Consider the following 15,655-nt stretch of genomic DNA (forward strand, 5'->3'; position numbering starts at 1 on the left):
GAATTCTAAGAAACCCGCGTGTCCTGAGTGTTTCGCTGCCTCCGAGCCCCTGGCATGGACCCGGGCATACCGCTGGCATCGTGCGCCGGGCGGGCGGGTGTACCCTGTGGCCGTCCCTGTGTTTTCCCTTGTCCAGAGAGTCCGGCATGCCAGTTCCATCTTCCGCTTTCATGACCTCCCAGCCATCCCGCAAGGCAGCGTGGCCCGCGCTTGGCGCCTGCGCGCTGCTGCTGGCCGGCTGCGGCTCGGTGGGCGGCGGCGTGGGCATCGGAATTCCGGTCGGCCCCGTGTCGGTGGGCGTGGGGCTGGGCAGCGGCGGGCTGAGTGCCGGAGTCGGCACGGGCGTGGGCCCGGTCGGCGTTGGCGTCGGCGTCAACCAGAGCGGCCAGGTGCTGGGCAGCGCAGGCGTGGGCGCCTCCACGGGTGTGGGCGGCGCGCGGGTCGGCGTGGGCGTGGGTTCATCCACCGTGCTGCACGATCCGCAGCGTTCCAACGTTCAACCGGCCCAGGAGCCAGCGCCTGCCGCCCCGCCTCAGACCCCGGCCGGCCAGGTGCAATGGCGTGATGCCAGCGGTCAGGTCGTGCCGACCTGCCGCGTCGATGGACGTTGCTGAGCCGGTGCGAGAGAGGGGAACGGCGCGTAGCGCCTCAGGGGGTGCTTCTGATCACCCCGCCCAGACGATGCGGTCGCGACCAGCGTTTTTTGCGAGATAAAGGCGCCGATCGGCATCGGCCAGCAGTTGCTGGGCACTGTTGGTGGGCGAAGGCGCAATGCAGGCCACGCCCAGGCTCACGGTCAGCGCCTGGCCCAGGGGCGAGGCGGCATGGGGCAGGTCCAGCAGCCTGAGCGCATCGACGATGCCCTGCGCCACCAGCACCGCGCCATCCAGCGCCGTATGGGGCAGCAGGCAGACGAATTCCTCCCCCCCATAGCGCGCCAGCAGGTCGCCCGGCCGGTGCAGTGCGCCCTGAATGGCCTGGGAGATCTGGCTCAGGCATTCATCGCCGACCAGATGGCCGTAGTGGTCGTTGTAGGCCTTGAAGTGGTCCACGTCCATCATCACCAGCGACAGCGGCTCGCCCAGGCGCTGCAGGCGCATGAACTCGCGCTCCAGCTGGGCACTGAAGAAACGCCGGTTGGCCACGCCCGTCAGCCCGTCGCTGTGCGACAGCAGTTGCAGCATCTGGCGCTGTTGTGCAATCTCCAGATGCGTGCGCACGCGTGCCTTGAGCACGGCCGGGCGAAAGGGTTTGGTCACGAAATCCACGGCGCCCAGGTTCAGGCCCAGTTCCTCGCAATGGGGCTCGGTCAGCGCGGTGAGGAAGATGATGGGGATATGCGCGGTCTGCAGGTCGGCCTTGAGGCGGCGGCAGACCTCGAAGCCGTCCATCTCCGGCATGCGGATGTCCAGCAGGATGAGGTCGGGCAGGTACTGGCGGGCCAGGGCCAGCGCCTCCTCGCCGGTGTAGGCCACAAGCAGGCCGCACAGATCCTTGATCACCTGGCAGATGATGGTGGCGTTGTCCGGAACGTCGTCCACCACCAGCACCTTTTGCGCGGCAGGCAAGGGCTGTAGCGGGTTGGGCAGCGATGGTGGGAAGGCGGAGTAGGGCATGGCCGATGGGATTTCGGGCCGAGAATACCCCGGAACCCGCAGCCCTGGATAGGGCGCCGCGGGCCTGGACAATTTGTAAAGATATCTGTCTTCGGGAGGCAGGCAGCCCGGTGGCCTCAGGCGTATAGAGGCTCTTCCTGCATGGCCTCGATCTGCTCGTTGAGCATGTCCACCTGCCCGCGCCAGTAGTCGGGCGTGCCGAACCAGGGGAAGTTGATGGCAAAGATCGGGTCGTCCTGGCGCCGCGCCAGCCAGGCGCTGTAGTGGATGAGGCGCAGCGTGCGCAGCGGCTCGATCAGGGCCAGCTCGCGGCGGTCGAAGGGCCGGAACTGCTCGTACCCATCCAGCAGGGCGCCCAGCTGGCGCGTGCGCTGGCCCCGGTCGCCCGACAGCAGCATCCACAGATCCTGCACGGCCGGGCCGGTGCGCGCATCGTCCAGGTCCACGAAATGCGGGCCGCCGCGGCCTTCTTCGTCCAGCGGCGTCCACAGCACGTTGCCGGGATGGCAGTCGCCATGCAGGCGCAGCGTGCGCGCGCTGTGCAGGCCGAAGTGGCCGGCCGCGCTCAGGCCGTCGGCAGCGGGGGCCATCAGGTCCAGGGCGCGCTGGCAGGCGGCCTTCCAGGTGGATTCCACTTCCAGCGGAATCATTTGCCGGTCCAGCAGCCATTGCATGGAGTCGTGGCCGAAGGTGGCCAGATCCAGCGCGGGCCGGTGCGCAAACGGACGGGCTTCGCCCACGGTATGGATGCGTGCCAGGAAGCGCCCGGTCCACTCCAGCACCTCGAAGTCGTCCAGCTCGGGCGGACGGCCTCCGCGCCAGGGGCTGACCGAGAAATCAAAGCCCGCGTGGCTGTGCAGCGTGGCGCCTTCCAGCACCAGCGGGGGCACGGCAGGCACTTCGGCGGCCGTCAGCTCGGCGCTGAAGGCGTGCTCTTCCAGGATCTGATCGCGGCTCCAGCGGCCCGGGCGGTAGAACTTGAGCACGACGCGATCGCCGTCTTCCAGTACGGCCTGGTAGACGCGGTTCTCGTAGGAGGCCAGGGCCGTGAGCCGGCCGTCGCCCCACAGGCCGACCGAGGCCAGGGCGTCGAGCACCACGTCGGGCGTGAGGCGGGCATAGGCGTGCGAGTCGTCGTCGGGGACGACATTCAGATCAGGATCGTGCGGTGTGGCGGACATGGGGCGATTGTCGCCGGGCTGGCTTAAGCTGTGCGGCTGCCTAGCCTTCGCCGATTCGCCCGCCGTGCCGCTGCTGCCCCATTTCCTGCAATCCCATGCCATAGCGAGCGCCAGCGCCAGCTCCAGCGCGGCAGGCGCATCCGACGACTGGAGCGGCTGGCACCTGGGCCGGCGCCGCTATGCGGTCTGGGTGCTGGAGCTCCATGCGCTGGGCCCTGCCGAGGGCGAAGCCGTGCGCCGCGCCTGTGCGCAGGCGTGCCAGGCCCTGGCCGCTGCGCTGGTTCCTCGGTACGAGCGGCAACTGCATGTGACCCTGGCCACGGCCGGCTTTCTGGATGGCGATGCGGCCCTGCCGGACGCCTACGGCGCGGCGGAACTATCGCGCGACTTGCACGCGCTGCAGGACCTGCCGGCCACACCGCTGCAGCTGGAATTCGGCGGCTGGGGCAGTTTCGAGATGGCGCCGTATCTGCAGGTGCGCGACCGCAGCCAGGGCGGGCTCACGCTGGGCATGCTGCATGGTGCACTCAGGCCGGCAAGACCCGGGCTGGCGCTGACCGAGGCGCTGCGCCCCTATGTGCCCCATGTGACGCTGGGCGCCTGGAACGCCGCCTGGCCGCGCGCCCAGGTGCTGCAATGGATAAGCGGCCTGCCGGTGCTGGAGCACTGGCAGGCCGCCGTGGGCGAGATCGCGCTGGTCAGCTATGCAGCCGACGCCTTGCACGGCCCGTTGACCTGCCATGCACGCTACGACCTCCGGGGTCGCAGGCTGCAATGGCGGGAGCGGCCGGGCTGGGCCTGATCAGACCAGGGTGATCTGCACGTCGATGTTGCCGCGCGTGGCGTTGGAGTAGGGGCAGACCTGGTGGGCTGCGTCCACCAGGGCCTGGGCGGCGGCCTTGTCCATGCCGGGCAGGCTGACCTTCAGGCGGGCAGCGATGCCGTAGGCGTTGGGGATGGTGCCCAGGTCCACTTCAGCGTCGATGGACAGGTCCTGCGGCAGGCTGATCTTCTGCTTGCCGGCCACGGCCTTGATGGCGCCGATGAAGCAGGCCGAGTAACCTGCGGCGAACAGTTGCTCGGGATTGGTGCCCGTGCCGCTGGTGCCTGGCGAGGAAAGGGTCACGTCCAGGCGTCCGTCATCGGTGCGCGAGGCGCCGTCGCGGCCGCCGGTGGTGTGGGCACGTGCGGTGTACAGGACTTTTTCGAGCTGGGCCATGGTGTCTTCCTTTTGCAAAATTGTCCGGCTGTGCGGACGGGTGGAGGAAATCGGCAATCCGTTGTCAGTCGCTGCGGCGCGGCGCCAGCCGCTGGCGCAGTGCGCCGAGTTGCTGCGTCAGCGCCTGCAACTCGGGCAGCGTGCACTGCGTGCTTTGCAGCACGCAGGCGGGAATCTTTTCAGCCGCATCGCGCAGTGCCCGGCCTTGCGGGGTGAGCGTGATGCGCACGCGGCGCTCGTCCTGCGCATCGCGCACCCGCTCCAGCAGGTTCGCGCCTTCGAGCCGCTTGAGCAGCGGCGTCAGCGTGCCCGAATCCAGGGTCAGCTGCTCGCCGATCTCCGACACGGTCAGGCCGTCGCGCTCCCACAGCACCAGCATCACCAGATACTGCGGATAGGTCAGGCCGATGCCGTCGAGCAGGGGCTTGTAGAGCTTGGTCATGGCCAGCGACGCCGAGTACAGCGCAAAGCAGACCTGGTTGTCCAGGCGCAGAAGCTCGGGGGTGTCGGTGGGCAGGGCGTTGCGTGGCATGGGTTGAATTATTGCTGTCAATTAAATTGTGCACAACTTAATTGAGGAAGTCCCTCCAGATCGGAGGGGGAAGATCGGGAGGGCGAGAAAGGCCTACCGGCCCGTGAAGCGCGCGGGGCGTTTCTCGATGAAGGAGCGCACGCCTTCGGCGGCATCCTCGCTGCTGGCCAGGCGCTGCTGCACGGGAATGAAGTCGGCCACGGCGGCGGCCTGGCCCAGCTCGATGGCCTTGAGCACATTGAGCCGCGTGGCCACCACGGCCTGCGGGGCCTGGGCGGCAATCCGCTCGGCAATGCGCAGGGCCTCGGCCAGTTCCTGACCGGCCGGCACCACCTTCTGCACGAAGTTCAGGCGATAGGCCTCGGCGCTGTCGAACTCATCGGCCGTGAGCAGGTGCAGCATGGCATTGCCCACGCCCGCACGCTCGGCCATGCGCAGCGTGGCGCCGCCCGTGGGCATGATGCAGCGCTGCACCTCCAGTTGGGAAAAGCGGCAGTCATCGGCCGCGACCACGATGTCGGCGCCCAGCATCAGCTCGATGCCCACCGTGAAGCAAATGCCCTTGACCGCCACCACCATGGGCTTGGCGCGGCGCCTGTAACCGACCAGGCCGTAGTCGTGCGGCTCCACCAGGCCTTGCGGGATGGCCTTCCTGCCCGAGCGCAGGTACTCCGCCATCACCGGCAGATCCAGCCCCGCCGTGAAATGGCTGCCAAACGCATGCAGCACGCCCACGCGCAACTCGGGATCGTCGTCCAGGCGCGTATAGGCCTCGGCCAGTTGCTGGAACATGGGCGGCGTCCAGCCGTTGCGCTTGGCGGGGCGGTTGATGCCGATCAGCAGCACATGGCCGCGCACTTCGCAGCTGATGCAGCCTTCAGGCGGCGGGGTGGGGGTGTTGATGTCCATGGTTGTCTCCTGCGCATGGACCTTAGAGCAGGCCAGGGATGGGTGCAGTCGCGCAGAGGACGGTTGAAACGAAATGAATATCTAAGCAATGCTTTCGTTTTCTGAGGTTTGGGAAGCTGCTCGATAGAAAATCGATAAGGTCGTTTCGATTCATTGCCAGCGCCGTTGCGGCTCGATAAGATCGAAACCATGCTTTCGATTTCATTGAAGCCATGAAGATCTCCATCGACTCTGTGGATGCACTCGGTGACGCGGTATGGGCCGTTCGCAAGGCGCGGCGCTTGCGCCAGGACGATGCAGCAGGCGCCGCAGGCGTGAGCCATGTCTTTGTGCGGGACGTGGAGCGCGGCAAGCCCACGGTCCAATTCGGGCGCGTGCTGCAACTGCTGTCCGAACTGGGAATCGAGGTGCTCATCGACCTTCCCGAGGGAACCGAGCAGGCCTATCTGCAGCGCCGCCAGGCCAGGCTGCCACCTGAGCCCCATGGTTCCCACGAGTACCGAACGCGCCAGGGCGCACCGGACGGAGGGCCAGCCGCTGAAGTCAGGGAGGAGCCCGGTGCCCGTGACTCGGACGATGCGTTCTTCCGCACTGCCTTCGAAAAGAACAGGCCGTGACCGCACGCATCCTGGACGTATTCATCAACGGCCGGCTTGCCGGAAAGCTGGTCGAAAACAGGGATGTCTGGGGCTTTGCCTATGAGGAGGAGTGGATGGGCGACCCTCGCGCCTTCCCATTGGCGCCCGGCATTTCCTTGGCAAAGCGCAGGCACATCGACGGATCTACGCACCGCAGCGTCCAATGGTTCTTCGACAACCTGCTGCCCGAGGAAGCACTGCGCAGTGCGATCAGCAAAGAGCTGGTGGTGAATGAGCACGATGCCTTCGGCCTTTTGCAGGCCCTTGGCGCGGAATCGGCCGGATCCCTGGTCCTGCTGCCGCCTGGGGCGGGCGCAGCCGAGCGCGGCGCAAGGAGGCTGGAGTTCGGCGAACTGTCACTAAGACTCAGGAACTTGCCGCGCACATCCTTGCATGCCGGATCACCCAAGCGCATGTCCCTGGCGGGAGCGCAGCACAAAATGGTGGTGCTGTACGACGAGAAAACCGCTCGCCTGCAGGAGCCCTTCCAAGGGACGGCTTCCAGCCATATCCTCAAGCCGGACTCCACGGCCGAAGGCTATCCGCACTCGACCGTCAACGAGGCCTTCACCATGAAGCTTGCCGGGCGCCTGGGGCTTGATGTGCCGCAGGTACACCTGCTGTACACGCCCGAGCCGGCCTATGTCATCAACCGCTTTGACCGCGTGTTTGATGAAGCGTCCCAGGAGTGGCTGCGACTGCATGTGGTGGATGCCTGCCAACTGCTCGACCTGGCCCGGACTTTCAAATATCAAGGAGCCAGCATCCAGACACTGGCGTCGTTGATGGACCGCTGCCGCGAAAAGGCGCAAGCCCGAATGGGCATCTATCAGTGGCTGCTGTTCAACACCCTGGTGGGCAACAGCGACAGTCATCTGAAGAATCTGTCGTTCCTGGTGGACCGGGGCGGCGTCAGGCTGGCGCCGTTCTACGATCTCCTGAGCACCGCCGTCTATCACACGCGGGCTTACGCCGATGAACATGCGGTATGGCCACAGGAGCGGCTGACGGTTCCGCTTGCGGGTGCGGCCTTCTTTGCCGACGTGACCTACGGAAAGCTGCTGGCCGCAGGTACGGCCTTGGGCCTGACCCAGAGCACAAGCGGACGTGTGCTCGACAGGATGCTTGGCATGCTGGCTCCGCAGGCCGATGCCTTGATCGCAGAATTCGAGGCTGGCCAGCTCCACCAGCCTGCCGACTCTGCAATGGACCATTCCACAAGAAGTGCCCACCTGAGAATGCTCAGGTCAATACGTCACATCGTCATCGAGGACATGCTGGCGCTGGTGCGCAAAACCAAGTAGCGCGCGGCCACCAAAACAAAAGGCGAAGGCCAGCCTGAGCTGCCTTCGCCTTCGCTTGGCCTTGGGGGCGGTGTATCAGTAGCTGTACACGCCGCGGCCCGTCTTGCGGCCCAGGCGGCCGGCGGCCACCATTTCCTTGAGCAGGGGGCAGGCGCGGTACTTGCTGTCGCCGAATTCCTTGAGGTAAACCTCCATCACGGCCAGGCACACGTCCAGGCCGATCATGTCGGCCAGGGCCAGCGGGCCGATGGGCTGGTTGCAGCCCAGCTTCATGCCGGCGTCGATGTCCTCGGCCGATGCCAGGCCTTCGGCGAGCACGAAGAAGGCCTCGTTGATCATGGGCACCAGGATGCGGTTGACCACGAAGCCGGGGGCGTTCTTCACGGTGATGGGGCTCTTGCCCAGGCGCTCGGACAGTTCCTTGACCGTGGCGTGTGTCTCGTCGCTGGTCTGCAGGCCGACGATGATCTCCACCAGCGCCATCATGGGCACGGGGTTGAAGAAGTGCATGCCGATGAACTTGTCGGCACGGCCCGTCACGGCGGCCAGCTGGGTGATGGAGATGGACGAGGTGTTGGTGGCGACGATGACGTCGGCATCCAGCAGGGCGTCCAGCTGCTTGAGGATCTTGACCTTGAGCTCGTAGTTCTCGGTGGCGGCCTCGATGACCAGTTGCGCGCCCTTGAGCGCCGCGTAGTCGGTCGATGTCTTGATGCGGGCCAGGGCGGCGGTCTTCTCTGCCTCGGTCAGCTTTTCCTTCTTGATCAGGCGGTCCAGGCTGCCCGAGACGGTGGCCACGCCCTTCTGGACGGCGGCCTCCGAGATGTCCACCATGACCACGTCGATGCCCGATACCGCGCAGGCCTGCGCGATGCCGTTGCCCATGGTGCCTGCGCCGATGATGCCTACGGTTTGAATTGCCATGACTGTCAGTCTCCTGAAACGAACAAAGTGAATGCGAACGTGAATGCGATCCGGCGATCGTAGCGGGATTCGGAGCATCCACCGGGTTTGCCCCGGCTTGCGGCGCCGCGCAGGCGACTGCAACAGTGGATGGCTACACCGCAGGGGAGGGGAGACATGCTGGACTACATCGTGATCGGAGGGGGATCGGCGGGCTCGGTGCTGGCCGGGCGGCTCAGCGAGGATGCCGAGACGCAGGTGGCGCTGCTGGAGGCCGGGCCCCCCGACTCCAGCGTGCTCATCCACTGTCCGGCGGGCATGGCCGCCATGGCCAAGGGCGGGCGCCACAGCTGGGGCCTGTCCACCGTGCCGCAGCCGGGCCTGGGCGGGCGGCGCGGCCACCAGCCGCGGGGCAAGGTGCTGGGCGGCTCCAGCGCGGTCAACGCCATGGTCTATGTGCGCGGCCAGCCGGCCGACTACGACCACTGGGCGGCCCAGGGCAACCCGGGCTGGAGCTGGAGCGAGGTGCTGCCCTATTTCCTGCGCGCCGAGCACAACGAACGCGGCGCCGATGCCTGGCATGGCGCGGACGGGCCGCTGAACGTGGCCGACCTGCGCGATCCCAACCCGCTGTCCCGGGCCTTCGTGCAGGCGGGCGTGCAGGCCGGCCATGCGCACAACGCGGATTTCAACGGCCAGGCGCAGGAGGGCGTGGGGCTGTACCAGGTCACCCAGCGCAACGGCGAGCGCCACCACGTCGCCAAGGCCTATCTGGCGCCGCACCGTGCCAGGCCCAATCTGCGTGTGGAAACGGGTGCCCAGGTGCTGCGCATTCTGTTCGAGGGCCGGCGCGCCGTGGGCGTGGAGTACCTGCAGGGCGGTACGGTGCAGCAACTGCACTGCCGGCGCGAGGTGCTGCTTTGCGGCGGCGCACTGCTGTCGCCGCAGCTGCTGATGCTGTCTGGCGTGGGGCCGGGCGATCACCTGCGTTCGCTGGGAATCGATGTGGTCCACCATCTGCCCGGCGTGGGCGCCCATCTGCATGACCACCCGGATGTGGTGCTGGTGGTCGATGGCGCGCAGCTGACCGACAGCTTCGGCCTGTCACTGGGCGGTGCGCGCAGATTGCTGGCCGCCGTGGGCCAATGGCGCAGCCAGCGGCGCGGCATGCTGACCACCAACTTTGCCGAGGCGGGCGGCTTCATCCGCAGCAGCCCTGGCGAGCCTGCGCCCGATCTGCAACTGCACTTCGTTGTCGCCAAGCTGGTGGACCACGGGCGCAAGACGGTCTGGGGCCATGGCTATTCGCTGCATGTCTGCGTGCTGCAGCCGGCCAGCCGGGGCAGCCTGCGCCTTGCCAGTGCCGACCCGCTGGCCCTGCCGCTGGTGGACCCGGCCTTTTTCTCCGACGCGCAGGACCTGCGGCGCATGGTGAACGGCGTGCGCCGCGCCCACGAGATCCTGGCCCAGCCGGCGCTGGCGGCCCTGGGCGGGCGCGAGATGCCGGCCTCGGCCGGCGCGCAGGACGATGCAGGCATCGAGGCCTTCATTCGCAGCCATGCCGACACCATCTACCACCCCGTGGGCAGCTGCCGCATGGGGCCGGGGCCCATGGACGTGGTCGATGCGCAGCTGCGTGTCTACGGCATCAAGGGCCTGCGCGTGGTCGATGCCTCGGTCATGCCGCGCATCGTCAGCGGCAACACCAATGCGCCCACGGTGATGATTGCGGAGAAGGCGGTGGACATGATCCGCGGGGGAGCCCTCTAGGTGCCTGGCGTGCGCCCGTGCGCCATGGCCTGCTCCGGGATGGAGGCCGACGGCTGCGGCCCCTGCTCCTCGGACGCGGCCACCGGACTCAGCCGCACCTGCGTCCAGCAGTCGCGCCCGCGGCGCTTTGCGGCGTAGAGGGCGGCGTCTGCGGGGGCCAGCATCAGTTCCAGGCACAGGCCGTTCCAGGCCTGGGGTGCGTGGGCGCAGCCGGCGCTGAAGCGCACTTCGAAGCCCAGCACCTTGCGCGAGGCCTGCAGCAGCGCGGACTGCAGGCGGGTGCACAGGGTGTCCACGCCGTCGTCCGTGGTGTAGAGCAGCAGGCAGAACTCCTCGCCGCCCCAGCGCGCGGCGATTTCGTCGCTGCGCAGCTGCTGCTGCAGCAGGCGGGCGAACAGGCACAGCGTCTGGTCGCCCACGGCGTGGCCGTGCTCGTCGTTGACATGCTTGAAGTGGTCCAGGTCCAGCATCACCAGGGCCAGGGCCTGGCGGTGGCGCTGGGCATGGGCCAGCATGGCGGGTGCGCGCTCCAGCAGGGCGCGGCGGTTGGGCAGCCCGGTGAGCATGTCCTGCAAGGCCAGGTCGCGCAGTTGCTGGCTGGTCTCGTCGCGCCAGGCCACGAGCACGGCCACCATGAGCAGCGTGCTGCTCAGCGTGGTCAGCAGGGCGAAGATCTGGTTGGCGCCGCTGTCTGCGGTGAAGCTGGGCAGGAAGGGCGTGGCCAGGGCCAGGTAGCTGCGCACGAACAGCATCAGCCCCATGAAGGCGGCCACGCCGCACATCAGGTAGCGCCAGCTGCGCGCCACGGGCCGCTGTGGGTCCAGGCACAGGCCGGCCAGCGCCATCAGGCACAGGCCATGGACGGCGCTGAACCAGCCGGTGCGCAGGGCCGCCTGGGGCAGCAGCAGCGCAAAGCCCAGCGGCCCCAGCACGCACAGCGCGATCAGGCCGCGCTCCAGCAGCATCGGGCGCGGCCCCAGCCATTCACGCAGGGCGCGCGCCATCTGCCACTGGGCGGTGGCGGCCAACGCCGCCGCGCCCAGCGACAGCAGGTCACGTCCCATCAGGCCGTGGGGCAGGCGGCTGGCGATCAGGATGAGGGTCCAGGCCAGGGCCTGCATCAGGAAGAAGTGCTGCGCATGGCGCGCCGCACCGCTGACGCGCCGCCCCATGGCCAGCGGCAGGGCGGCCGACATGGCCATCATGTTGATGGCCACGACGGCGGTCATGGAGAAAAAGTCCAGGGTGGGCAGCGTGGATGGCATGTGCGTCCCTGGATGGCGGTGCGAAGCGTGGCCCGAGGCAGGAGGTGGCCGGTGGCGGGGCGCTACTGGAACGCCACCTCCGCGAAGCTGCGCAGCTTGCGGCTGTGCAGGCGCTGGGTGCCGCCTTCGCGCAGGATGTCGATGGCGCGCATGCCTATGCGCAGATGCTGGTCCACGCGCTCGCGGTAGAAGTGGTTGGCCATGCCGGGCAGCTTGATCTCGCCGTGCAGCGGCTTGTCGGACACGCACAGCAGCGTTCCATAGGGCACGCGGAAGCGGAAGCCGTTGGCCGCGATGGTGGCGCTTTCCATGTCCAGCGCCACGGCGCGGCTCTGGCTGAAACGCAGCTGGGGCAGGTTGTTGGGCAGCAGCTCCCAGTTGCGATTGTCGGTGCTGGCCACGGTGCCGGTGCGCATGATGCGCTTGAGGTCGGGCCCGTCCATCTGCGTGACGTCGGCCACGGCCTGCTGCAGTGCCAGCTGGATTTCGGCCAGCGCGGGAATGGGCACCCACAGCGGCAGCTCCTCGTCCAGCACATGGTCCTCGCGCACATAGGCGTGGGCCAGCACGTAGTCGCCCAGTTGCTGGCTGTTGCGCAGGCCCGCGCAGTGGCCCAGCATCATCCAGGCATGCGGGCGCAGCACGGCAATGTGGTCGGTGATGGTCTTGGCATTGGCCGGGCCCACGCCGATGTTGACCATGGTGATGCCGCTGTGGTCGGCGCGCACCAGGTGGTAGGCCGGCATCTGCGGCAGGCGCGGCGGCGGCGTGCCCAGCTCGTCATTGGGCTGGGCCGGCAGGCCGGTGCGGCGCGTGACCACGTTGCCGGGCTCGATGAAGGCCACGTATTCGCTGTCTTCCCGGGCCATCTCGGCGTGGCCCAGGCGGATGAATTCGTCGATGTAGAACTGGTAGTTGGTGAACAGCACGAAGTTCTGGAACCACTCGGGCTGGGTGCCCGTGTAGTGGCGCAGGCGGTGCAGCGAGTAGTCCACGCGCGGGGCGGTGAACAGGGACAGCGGCAGGGCCTCGCCGGGATGCGGGCGCCAGGTGCCGTTGGCAATGCCGTCGTCCATGGCTTCGAGGTCGGGCAGGTCGAACACATCGCGCATCAGCTGGCGCCGCTCGCGCGTGAGCGTTCCCTCGATGTGGTCGTTCTCGGCGAACGAGAAGTGGATGGGAATGGGCTTGTCGCTCAGGCCCACCTCCAGCGGCACGCCGTGGCTCTTGATCAGCAGGCGGAACTGCTCGGCGTAGTAGCGCGAGAACAGGTCGGGCCGCGTGAGCGTGGCCTCGTGCGTGCCCGGACCCTCGACGAAGCCGTAGGCCAGCTGCGTGTCGGCGCGCGCCACGGTGCTCGTGTGCATGCGAACGAAGGGGTAGTAGGCGTGGACGGGAGCGGCCGGGGTTTCGCCGGAGACGAAGCGCTGCATGTTCGAGCGAAGGTGCTCTATCTGCTCCCGGTAGATCTGCTGTACGTGCTCCAGGGCCCGCTGGGGGTCGGTGTGCAAGGTGGCTGCGGCCCTGGAGGCCTGCGAGGGGTTGTGAAGCAAAACCATGGGCTATTGTCGTTGGACTGGATGACTGTTGTGCAATTGCCAGGCGCGCGCCCTCTCGGCCGGCAGGGGTGGCGCCACAAGGTATCCCTGCATCATGCCGCAGCCCAGCTCGCGCAAAAGCGCCAATTGGGCAGGTGTTTCCACGCCTTCCGCCACGATGTCCAGGTGCAGGCTGTGGCCCATCTGCACGATGGCGGTGACGATGGCCGTGTCGTCCTCGCTATCGGGGACGTCGGCGATGAAGGAGCGGTCTATCTTGAGCTGGTTGATCGGGTGGCGGCGCAGGTAGGCCAGCGAGGAGTAGCCGGTGCCGAAGTCGTCGATGGCCAGGCCCACGCCCAGGGCCTGCAGCGCCTGCAAGGTGTCCTGCACCTGCCCGCTGGTGTGCATCAGCGTGGACTCGGTCAGCTCGATGTGCAGCCAGCGCGCCTCCAGCCCCGTTTCCTCCAGCACCTGTGCCACCTCGCGCGCCATGTCGCGCTGGCGGAATTCCAACGCCGAGAGGTTCACGGACAGCGGCACCGGCGCCAGGCCCTCGTCCTGCCACTGGCGCGCCTGGCGGCAGGCCTCGCGCAGCACCCAGTGGTCTATGGCCGAGATCAGGCCGCGTGCCTCGGCAAAGCCGATGAACTCGCCGGGCAGGACCAGGCCGCGCTGCGGGTGGCGCCAGCGCACCAGGGCCTCGAAGCCGGCCAGCCGGCCATCGGCCGTGAAGGTCTGGGGCTGGTAGTACAGCTCGAACTCGCCGCGCTCCAGCGCGCCGCGCAGCTGCTGCTCCTGCATCAGCATCTGGGCCTGGGTGGCCTGGCCGTCCTGGGCGGGTGCATAGAACTGCAGGTTGCGCCGGCCGCTGTCCTTGGCCATGTGCATGGCGCTTTCGGCGCGGTTGAGCAGCTCTTCGGCGTTTTTCCCGTCGCCGGGGTACATGGCGATGCCCATGCACGGCGAGATCACCAGCGGCGTGCCATCGATGGCGCAGGGCGCCTCGATGATGCGCTGCAGGTGGCTGGCCTGTGTCTCGGTTTCCTGCGGATCGGGATCATCGGTGAGCACGACCACGAATTCGTCGCCGCCCACGCGCGCCACCAGATCATGGGCGCGCACGCTGCCGCGCAGGCGCTGGGCGACCTCGCACAGCAGCAGGTCGCCGGCCTGGTGGCCCAGCGAGTCGTTGATGGTCTTGAAATGGTCCAGGTCGATGAGGAGCACGGCCAGCGTGCGCTGCTTGACCGAGGCCAGCGACAGCGCCTGGCGCAGCATCTGGATCAGGCGCACCCGGTTGGGCAACTGGGTCAGCTGGTCGTGCTGGGCCAGGAAGTCCATGCGCTCCTGAGCCAGCTGGCGCAGCGTGATGTCGCGCACCAGCACGATGCGGTAGGGCCCGCCCTCGGCCGGCATGGTCTTGGCCTCGATCTCCACGGGGATGCGGTGGCCGTCCTTGTGCTGGATGGCGCCGTCGAAGCGGTCCTCGCGGCCGCTGCGCATGTACTGCAGTGCGTAGAGGCGGAATTCGGGGCAGATGTAGTCGAGGATGGGGCGGCCGGTCAGCTCGTCCAGCGTGTAGCCGGCCAGGCGGGACAGGGCCTCGTTGCCGTCGATGATCAGGCCATCGCGGTGCATGACGATGGCCTCGGTCGTGACCTCGGTGAACTTGCGCATGCGCTCTTCGCTGTCGCGCACCTTCTGCGCCACATGGTGGTGGTGGCTCACGTCGGTGATCTGCACCACGGCGCCCTGCAGCTGCCCGTGCTCGAAGTGCGGCATCAGCAGCGATTCGATATGGCGAGGCGGGCCATCCGGCTGGGGTACCTCGCGCTCGTAGCGCACATGTTCGCCGCGCAGGCCGCGCTCCACATGCTCGGCGATGAGCTGCCACACGGCTTCGCCCACGATCTCGCGCACGGTCTTGCCGACCGCCTCGGCGGGCGTCAATCCGAAATTGCGTGCGTAGTTGATGTTGGCGAAGCGGCAGCGCAGCGTGCGCGCATCGAAGTAGGCCAGCATGGCCGGAGCCGTATCTGCTATCAGCCGCAACAGCGCATCGTCGGGCCCCGTGTCTTGCGCATCGATGTTCTCTGGCATGCGTCCCCCTCGCTGGGGATTTATAGCGGAATCGCCGAGATTTTGATAGCGCTCTTGTGCGAGGGTGAGCGGCCGCTGACGCGTGGGAGCGCGTGCGGCTGTCGGGCATCGGGGGCCGCCATGGCGGCCTGTCTTTTTTTTGCAGCGCCGCATCACGTGCGGCGCGGCTTCTTTACTTGAGCAGGTCCTGCACCTGGCCCAGTGCAGTCTGGGCGCACTTGTCGTCCAGATGGCCGCCGGGCGCGCCGCCGATGCCCACGGCGCCGATCACCTCGTTGCCCACCTTCACCGGCAGGCCACCGCCCAGCAGCAGGTAGCCGGGAATGTTCACCAGGTTGGCGGCGCCGGGGTTCTTCTGCGCGCCTTCCATGATGGCCAGCGTGCTGTTCTTGGCTGATGCGGCCGTGTAGGCCTTCAGGCGGCTGGCCTCCAGCGTGTGGGGGCCGGCATTGTCGGCGCGCTGCACGGCGCGCACGGTGCCGGCACGGTCCACCACGGTGGCGGTGACGGCATAGCCGTCGGCGGCGCAGGCGGCCACGCTGCGTGCGGCGATCTGGTTGGCCAGCTCCAGCGACATGTTCTTTTCCGTGCGCACGGCCTCGGCCTGGGCGGCGGTGGTGATCAGGCCCAGGGTCAGGGCAGCGAGGGTGGCGAGCTTGGTGGCGTGGCGTTGCATG

Annotated in this window: 15 protein-coding genes; 5 read left to right on the top strand and 10 right to left on the bottom strand. The window is 67.8% G+C overall.

What is annotated here, in order from left to right:
• Window positions 1-170 precede the first annotated feature (170 nt).
• On the top strand, window positions 171-614 hold the full coding sequence (locus tag ACM14_RS03215) for a hypothetical protein (RefSeq protein WP_254661989.1): 444 nt from the start codon (window positions 171-173) through the stop codon (window positions 612-614).
• 51 nt (window positions 615-665) lie between these two features.
• On the opposite strand, the gene ACM14_RS03220 is transcribed toward ACM14_RS03215, so the two are convergent.
• Both ACM14_RS03220 and ACM14_RS03225 read right to left on the bottom strand, forming a co-directional pair.
• Window positions 666-1,616, bottom strand: coding sequence for a diguanylate cyclase (locus ACM14_RS03220; protein ID WP_065345316.1), 951 nt, complete (start codon window positions 1,614-1,616; stop codon window positions 666-668).
• Window positions 1,617-1,732: 116 nt separating this feature from the next.
• Window positions 1,733-2,797, bottom strand: a complete 1,065-nt coding sequence (locus ACM14_RS03225) for a serine/threonine protein kinase (RefSeq protein ID WP_065345317.1) — start codon at window positions 2,795-2,797, stop codon at window positions 1,733-1,735.
• On the opposite strand from ACM14_RS03225, the gene ACM14_RS03230 reads away from it, so the two are divergent.
• Entirely contained in the window at window positions 2,796-3,599 is an 804-nt protein-coding gene (locus tag ACM14_RS03230) for a 2'-5' RNA ligase family protein (RefSeq protein WP_065345318.1), read from the top strand. The genes ACM14_RS03225 and ACM14_RS03230 overlap by 2 nt on opposite strands.
• Here the strand turns inward: ACM14_RS03230 and ACM14_RS03235 are convergent, their stop codons facing one another.
• The 3 genes from ACM14_RS03235 to ACM14_RS03245 form a co-directional block, all read right to left on the bottom strand.
• A complete protein-coding gene (locus ACM14_RS03235; protein WP_012203126.1) occupies window positions 3,600-4,016 on the bottom strand; it encodes an organic hydroperoxide resistance protein in 417 nt (138 codons plus the stop codon).
• 64 nt (window positions 4,017-4,080) lie between these two features.
• Window positions 4,081-4,548, bottom strand: a complete 468-nt coding sequence (locus ACM14_RS03240) for a MarR family winged helix-turn-helix transcriptional regulator (RefSeq protein WP_065345319.1) — start codon at window positions 4,546-4,548, stop codon at window positions 4,081-4,083.
• 93 nt (window positions 4,549-4,641) lie between these two features.
• Window positions 4,642-5,457 (bottom strand): crotonase/enoyl-CoA hydratase family protein, encoded by an 816-nt coding sequence (locus ACM14_RS03245; protein WP_012203128.1) that lies wholly within the window; start codon window positions 5,455-5,457, stop codon window positions 4,642-4,644.
• A gap of 212 nt (window positions 5,458-5,669) precedes the next feature.
• Between ACM14_RS03245 and ACM14_RS03250 the strand changes: the two genes are divergently transcribed.
• Window positions 5,670-6,074: a helix-turn-helix domain-containing protein gene (locus ACM14_RS03250; RefSeq protein WP_043825756.1), complete on the top strand. Its 405-nt coding sequence runs from the start codon at window positions 5,670-5,672 to the stop codon at window positions 6,072-6,074.
• Complete coding sequence (locus ACM14_RS03255; protein WP_065345320.1) at window positions 6,071-7,399, top strand: HipA domain-containing protein; 1,329 nt, start codon at window positions 6,071-6,073, stop codon at window positions 7,397-7,399. Before ACM14_RS03250 ends, ACM14_RS03255 begins: the two co-directional genes overlap by 4 nt.
• 75 nt (window positions 7,400-7,474) lie before the next feature.
• Here the strand turns inward: ACM14_RS03255 and ACM14_RS03260 are convergent, their stop codons facing one another.
• On the bottom strand, window positions 7,475-8,323 hold the full coding sequence (locus tag ACM14_RS03260) for a 3-hydroxybutyryl-CoA dehydrogenase (protein ID WP_012203129.1): 849 nt from the start codon (window positions 8,321-8,323) through the stop codon (window positions 7,475-7,477).
• A gap of 156 nt (window positions 8,324-8,479) precedes the next feature.
• On the opposite strand from ACM14_RS03260, the gene ACM14_RS03265 reads away from it, so the two are divergent.
• Entirely contained in the window at window positions 8,480-10,072 is a 1,593-nt protein-coding gene (locus ACM14_RS03265; protein WP_065345321.1) for a GMC family oxidoreductase, read from the top strand.
• On the opposite strand, the gene ACM14_RS03270 is transcribed toward ACM14_RS03265, so the two are convergent.
• From ACM14_RS03270 to ACM14_RS03285, 4 genes are all read right to left on the bottom strand, one after another.
• Entirely contained in the window at window positions 10,069-11,337 is a 1,269-nt protein-coding gene (locus ACM14_RS03270; protein ID WP_034390134.1) for a GGDEF domain-containing protein, read from the bottom strand. The two genes, ACM14_RS03265 and ACM14_RS03270, sit on opposite strands and share 4 nt — an antisense overlap.
• Before the next feature lie 62 nt (window positions 11,338-11,399).
• Window positions 11,400-12,896, bottom strand: a complete 1,497-nt coding sequence (locus tag ACM14_RS03275; protein WP_012203132.1) for an AMP nucleosidase — start codon at window positions 12,894-12,896, stop codon at window positions 11,400-11,402.
• Between the two features lie 3 nt (window positions 12,897-12,899).
• Window positions 12,900-14,978 (bottom strand): bifunctional diguanylate cyclase/phosphodiesterase, encoded by a 2,079-nt coding sequence (locus ACM14_RS03280; RefSeq protein WP_034390137.1) that lies wholly within the window; start codon window positions 14,976-14,978, stop codon window positions 12,900-12,902.
• Between the two features lie 172 nt (window positions 14,979-15,150).
• A complete protein-coding gene (locus ACM14_RS03285) occupies window positions 15,151-15,654 on the bottom strand; it encodes a heme-binding protein (RefSeq protein WP_013804315.1) in 504 nt (167 codons plus the stop codon).
• Window position 15,655: the final 1 nt, after the last annotated feature.

The sequence above is a fragment of the Delftia sp. JD2 genome, assembly GCF_001682645.1.
GTDB lineage: Bacteria > Pseudomonadota > Gammaproteobacteria > Burkholderiales > Burkholderiaceae_C > Comamonas > Comamonas acidovorans.

Bases quoted from the DNA above. Each gene is read 5' to 3' on its own strand.
- ACM14_RS03215 (WP_254661989.1), top strand. From the start codon at position 171: ATGACCTCCCAGCCATCCCGCAAGGCAGCGTGGCCCGCGCTTGGCGCC.
- ACM14_RS03220 (WP_065345316.1), bottom strand. From the start codon at position 1,616: ATGCCCTACTCCGCCTTCCCACCATCGCTGCCCAACCCGCTACAGCCC.
- ACM14_RS03230 (WP_065345318.1), top strand. From the start codon at position 2,796: ATGGGGCGATTGTCGCCGGGCTGGCTTAAGCTGTGCGGCTGCCTAGCC.
- ACM14_RS03225 (WP_065345317.1), bottom strand. From the start codon at position 2,797: ATGTCCGCCACACCGCACGATCCTGATCTGAATGTCGTCCCCGACGAC.
- ACM14_RS03235 (WP_012203126.1), bottom strand. From the start codon at position 4,016: ATGGCCCAGCTCGAAAAAGTCCTGTACACCGCACGTGCCCACACCACC.
- ACM14_RS03240 (WP_065345319.1), bottom strand. From the start codon at position 4,548: ATGCCACGCAACGCCCTGCCCACCGACACCCCCGAGCTTCTGCGCCTG.
- ACM14_RS03245 (WP_012203128.1), bottom strand. From the start codon at position 5,457: ATGGACATCAACACCCCCACCCCGCCGCCTGAAGGCTGCATCAGCTGC.
- ACM14_RS03250 (WP_043825756.1), top strand. From the start codon at position 5,670: ATGAAGATCTCCATCGACTCTGTGGATGCACTCGGTGACGCGGTATGG.
- ACM14_RS03260 (WP_012203129.1), bottom strand. From the start codon at position 8,323: ATGGCAATTCAAACCGTAGGCATCATCGGCGCAGGCACCATGGGCAAC.
- ACM14_RS03265 (WP_065345321.1), top strand. From the start codon at position 8,480: ATGCTGGACTACATCGTGATCGGAGGGGGATCGGCGGGCTCGGTGCTG.
- ACM14_RS03270 (WP_034390134.1), bottom strand. From the start codon at position 11,337: ATGCCATCCACGCTGCCCACCCTGGACTTTTTCTCCATGACCGCCGTC.
- ACM14_RS03275 (WP_012203132.1), bottom strand. From the start codon at position 12,896: ATGGTTTTGCTTCACAACCCCTCGCAGGCCTCCAGGGCCGCAGCCACC.
- ACM14_RS03280 (WP_034390137.1), bottom strand. From the start codon at position 14,978: ATGCCAGAGAACATCGATGCGCAAGACACGGGGCCCGACGATGCGCTG.
- ACM14_RS03285 (WP_013804315.1), bottom strand. From the start codon at position 15,654: ATGCAACGCCACGCCACCAAGCTCGCCACCCTCGCTGCCCTGACCCTG.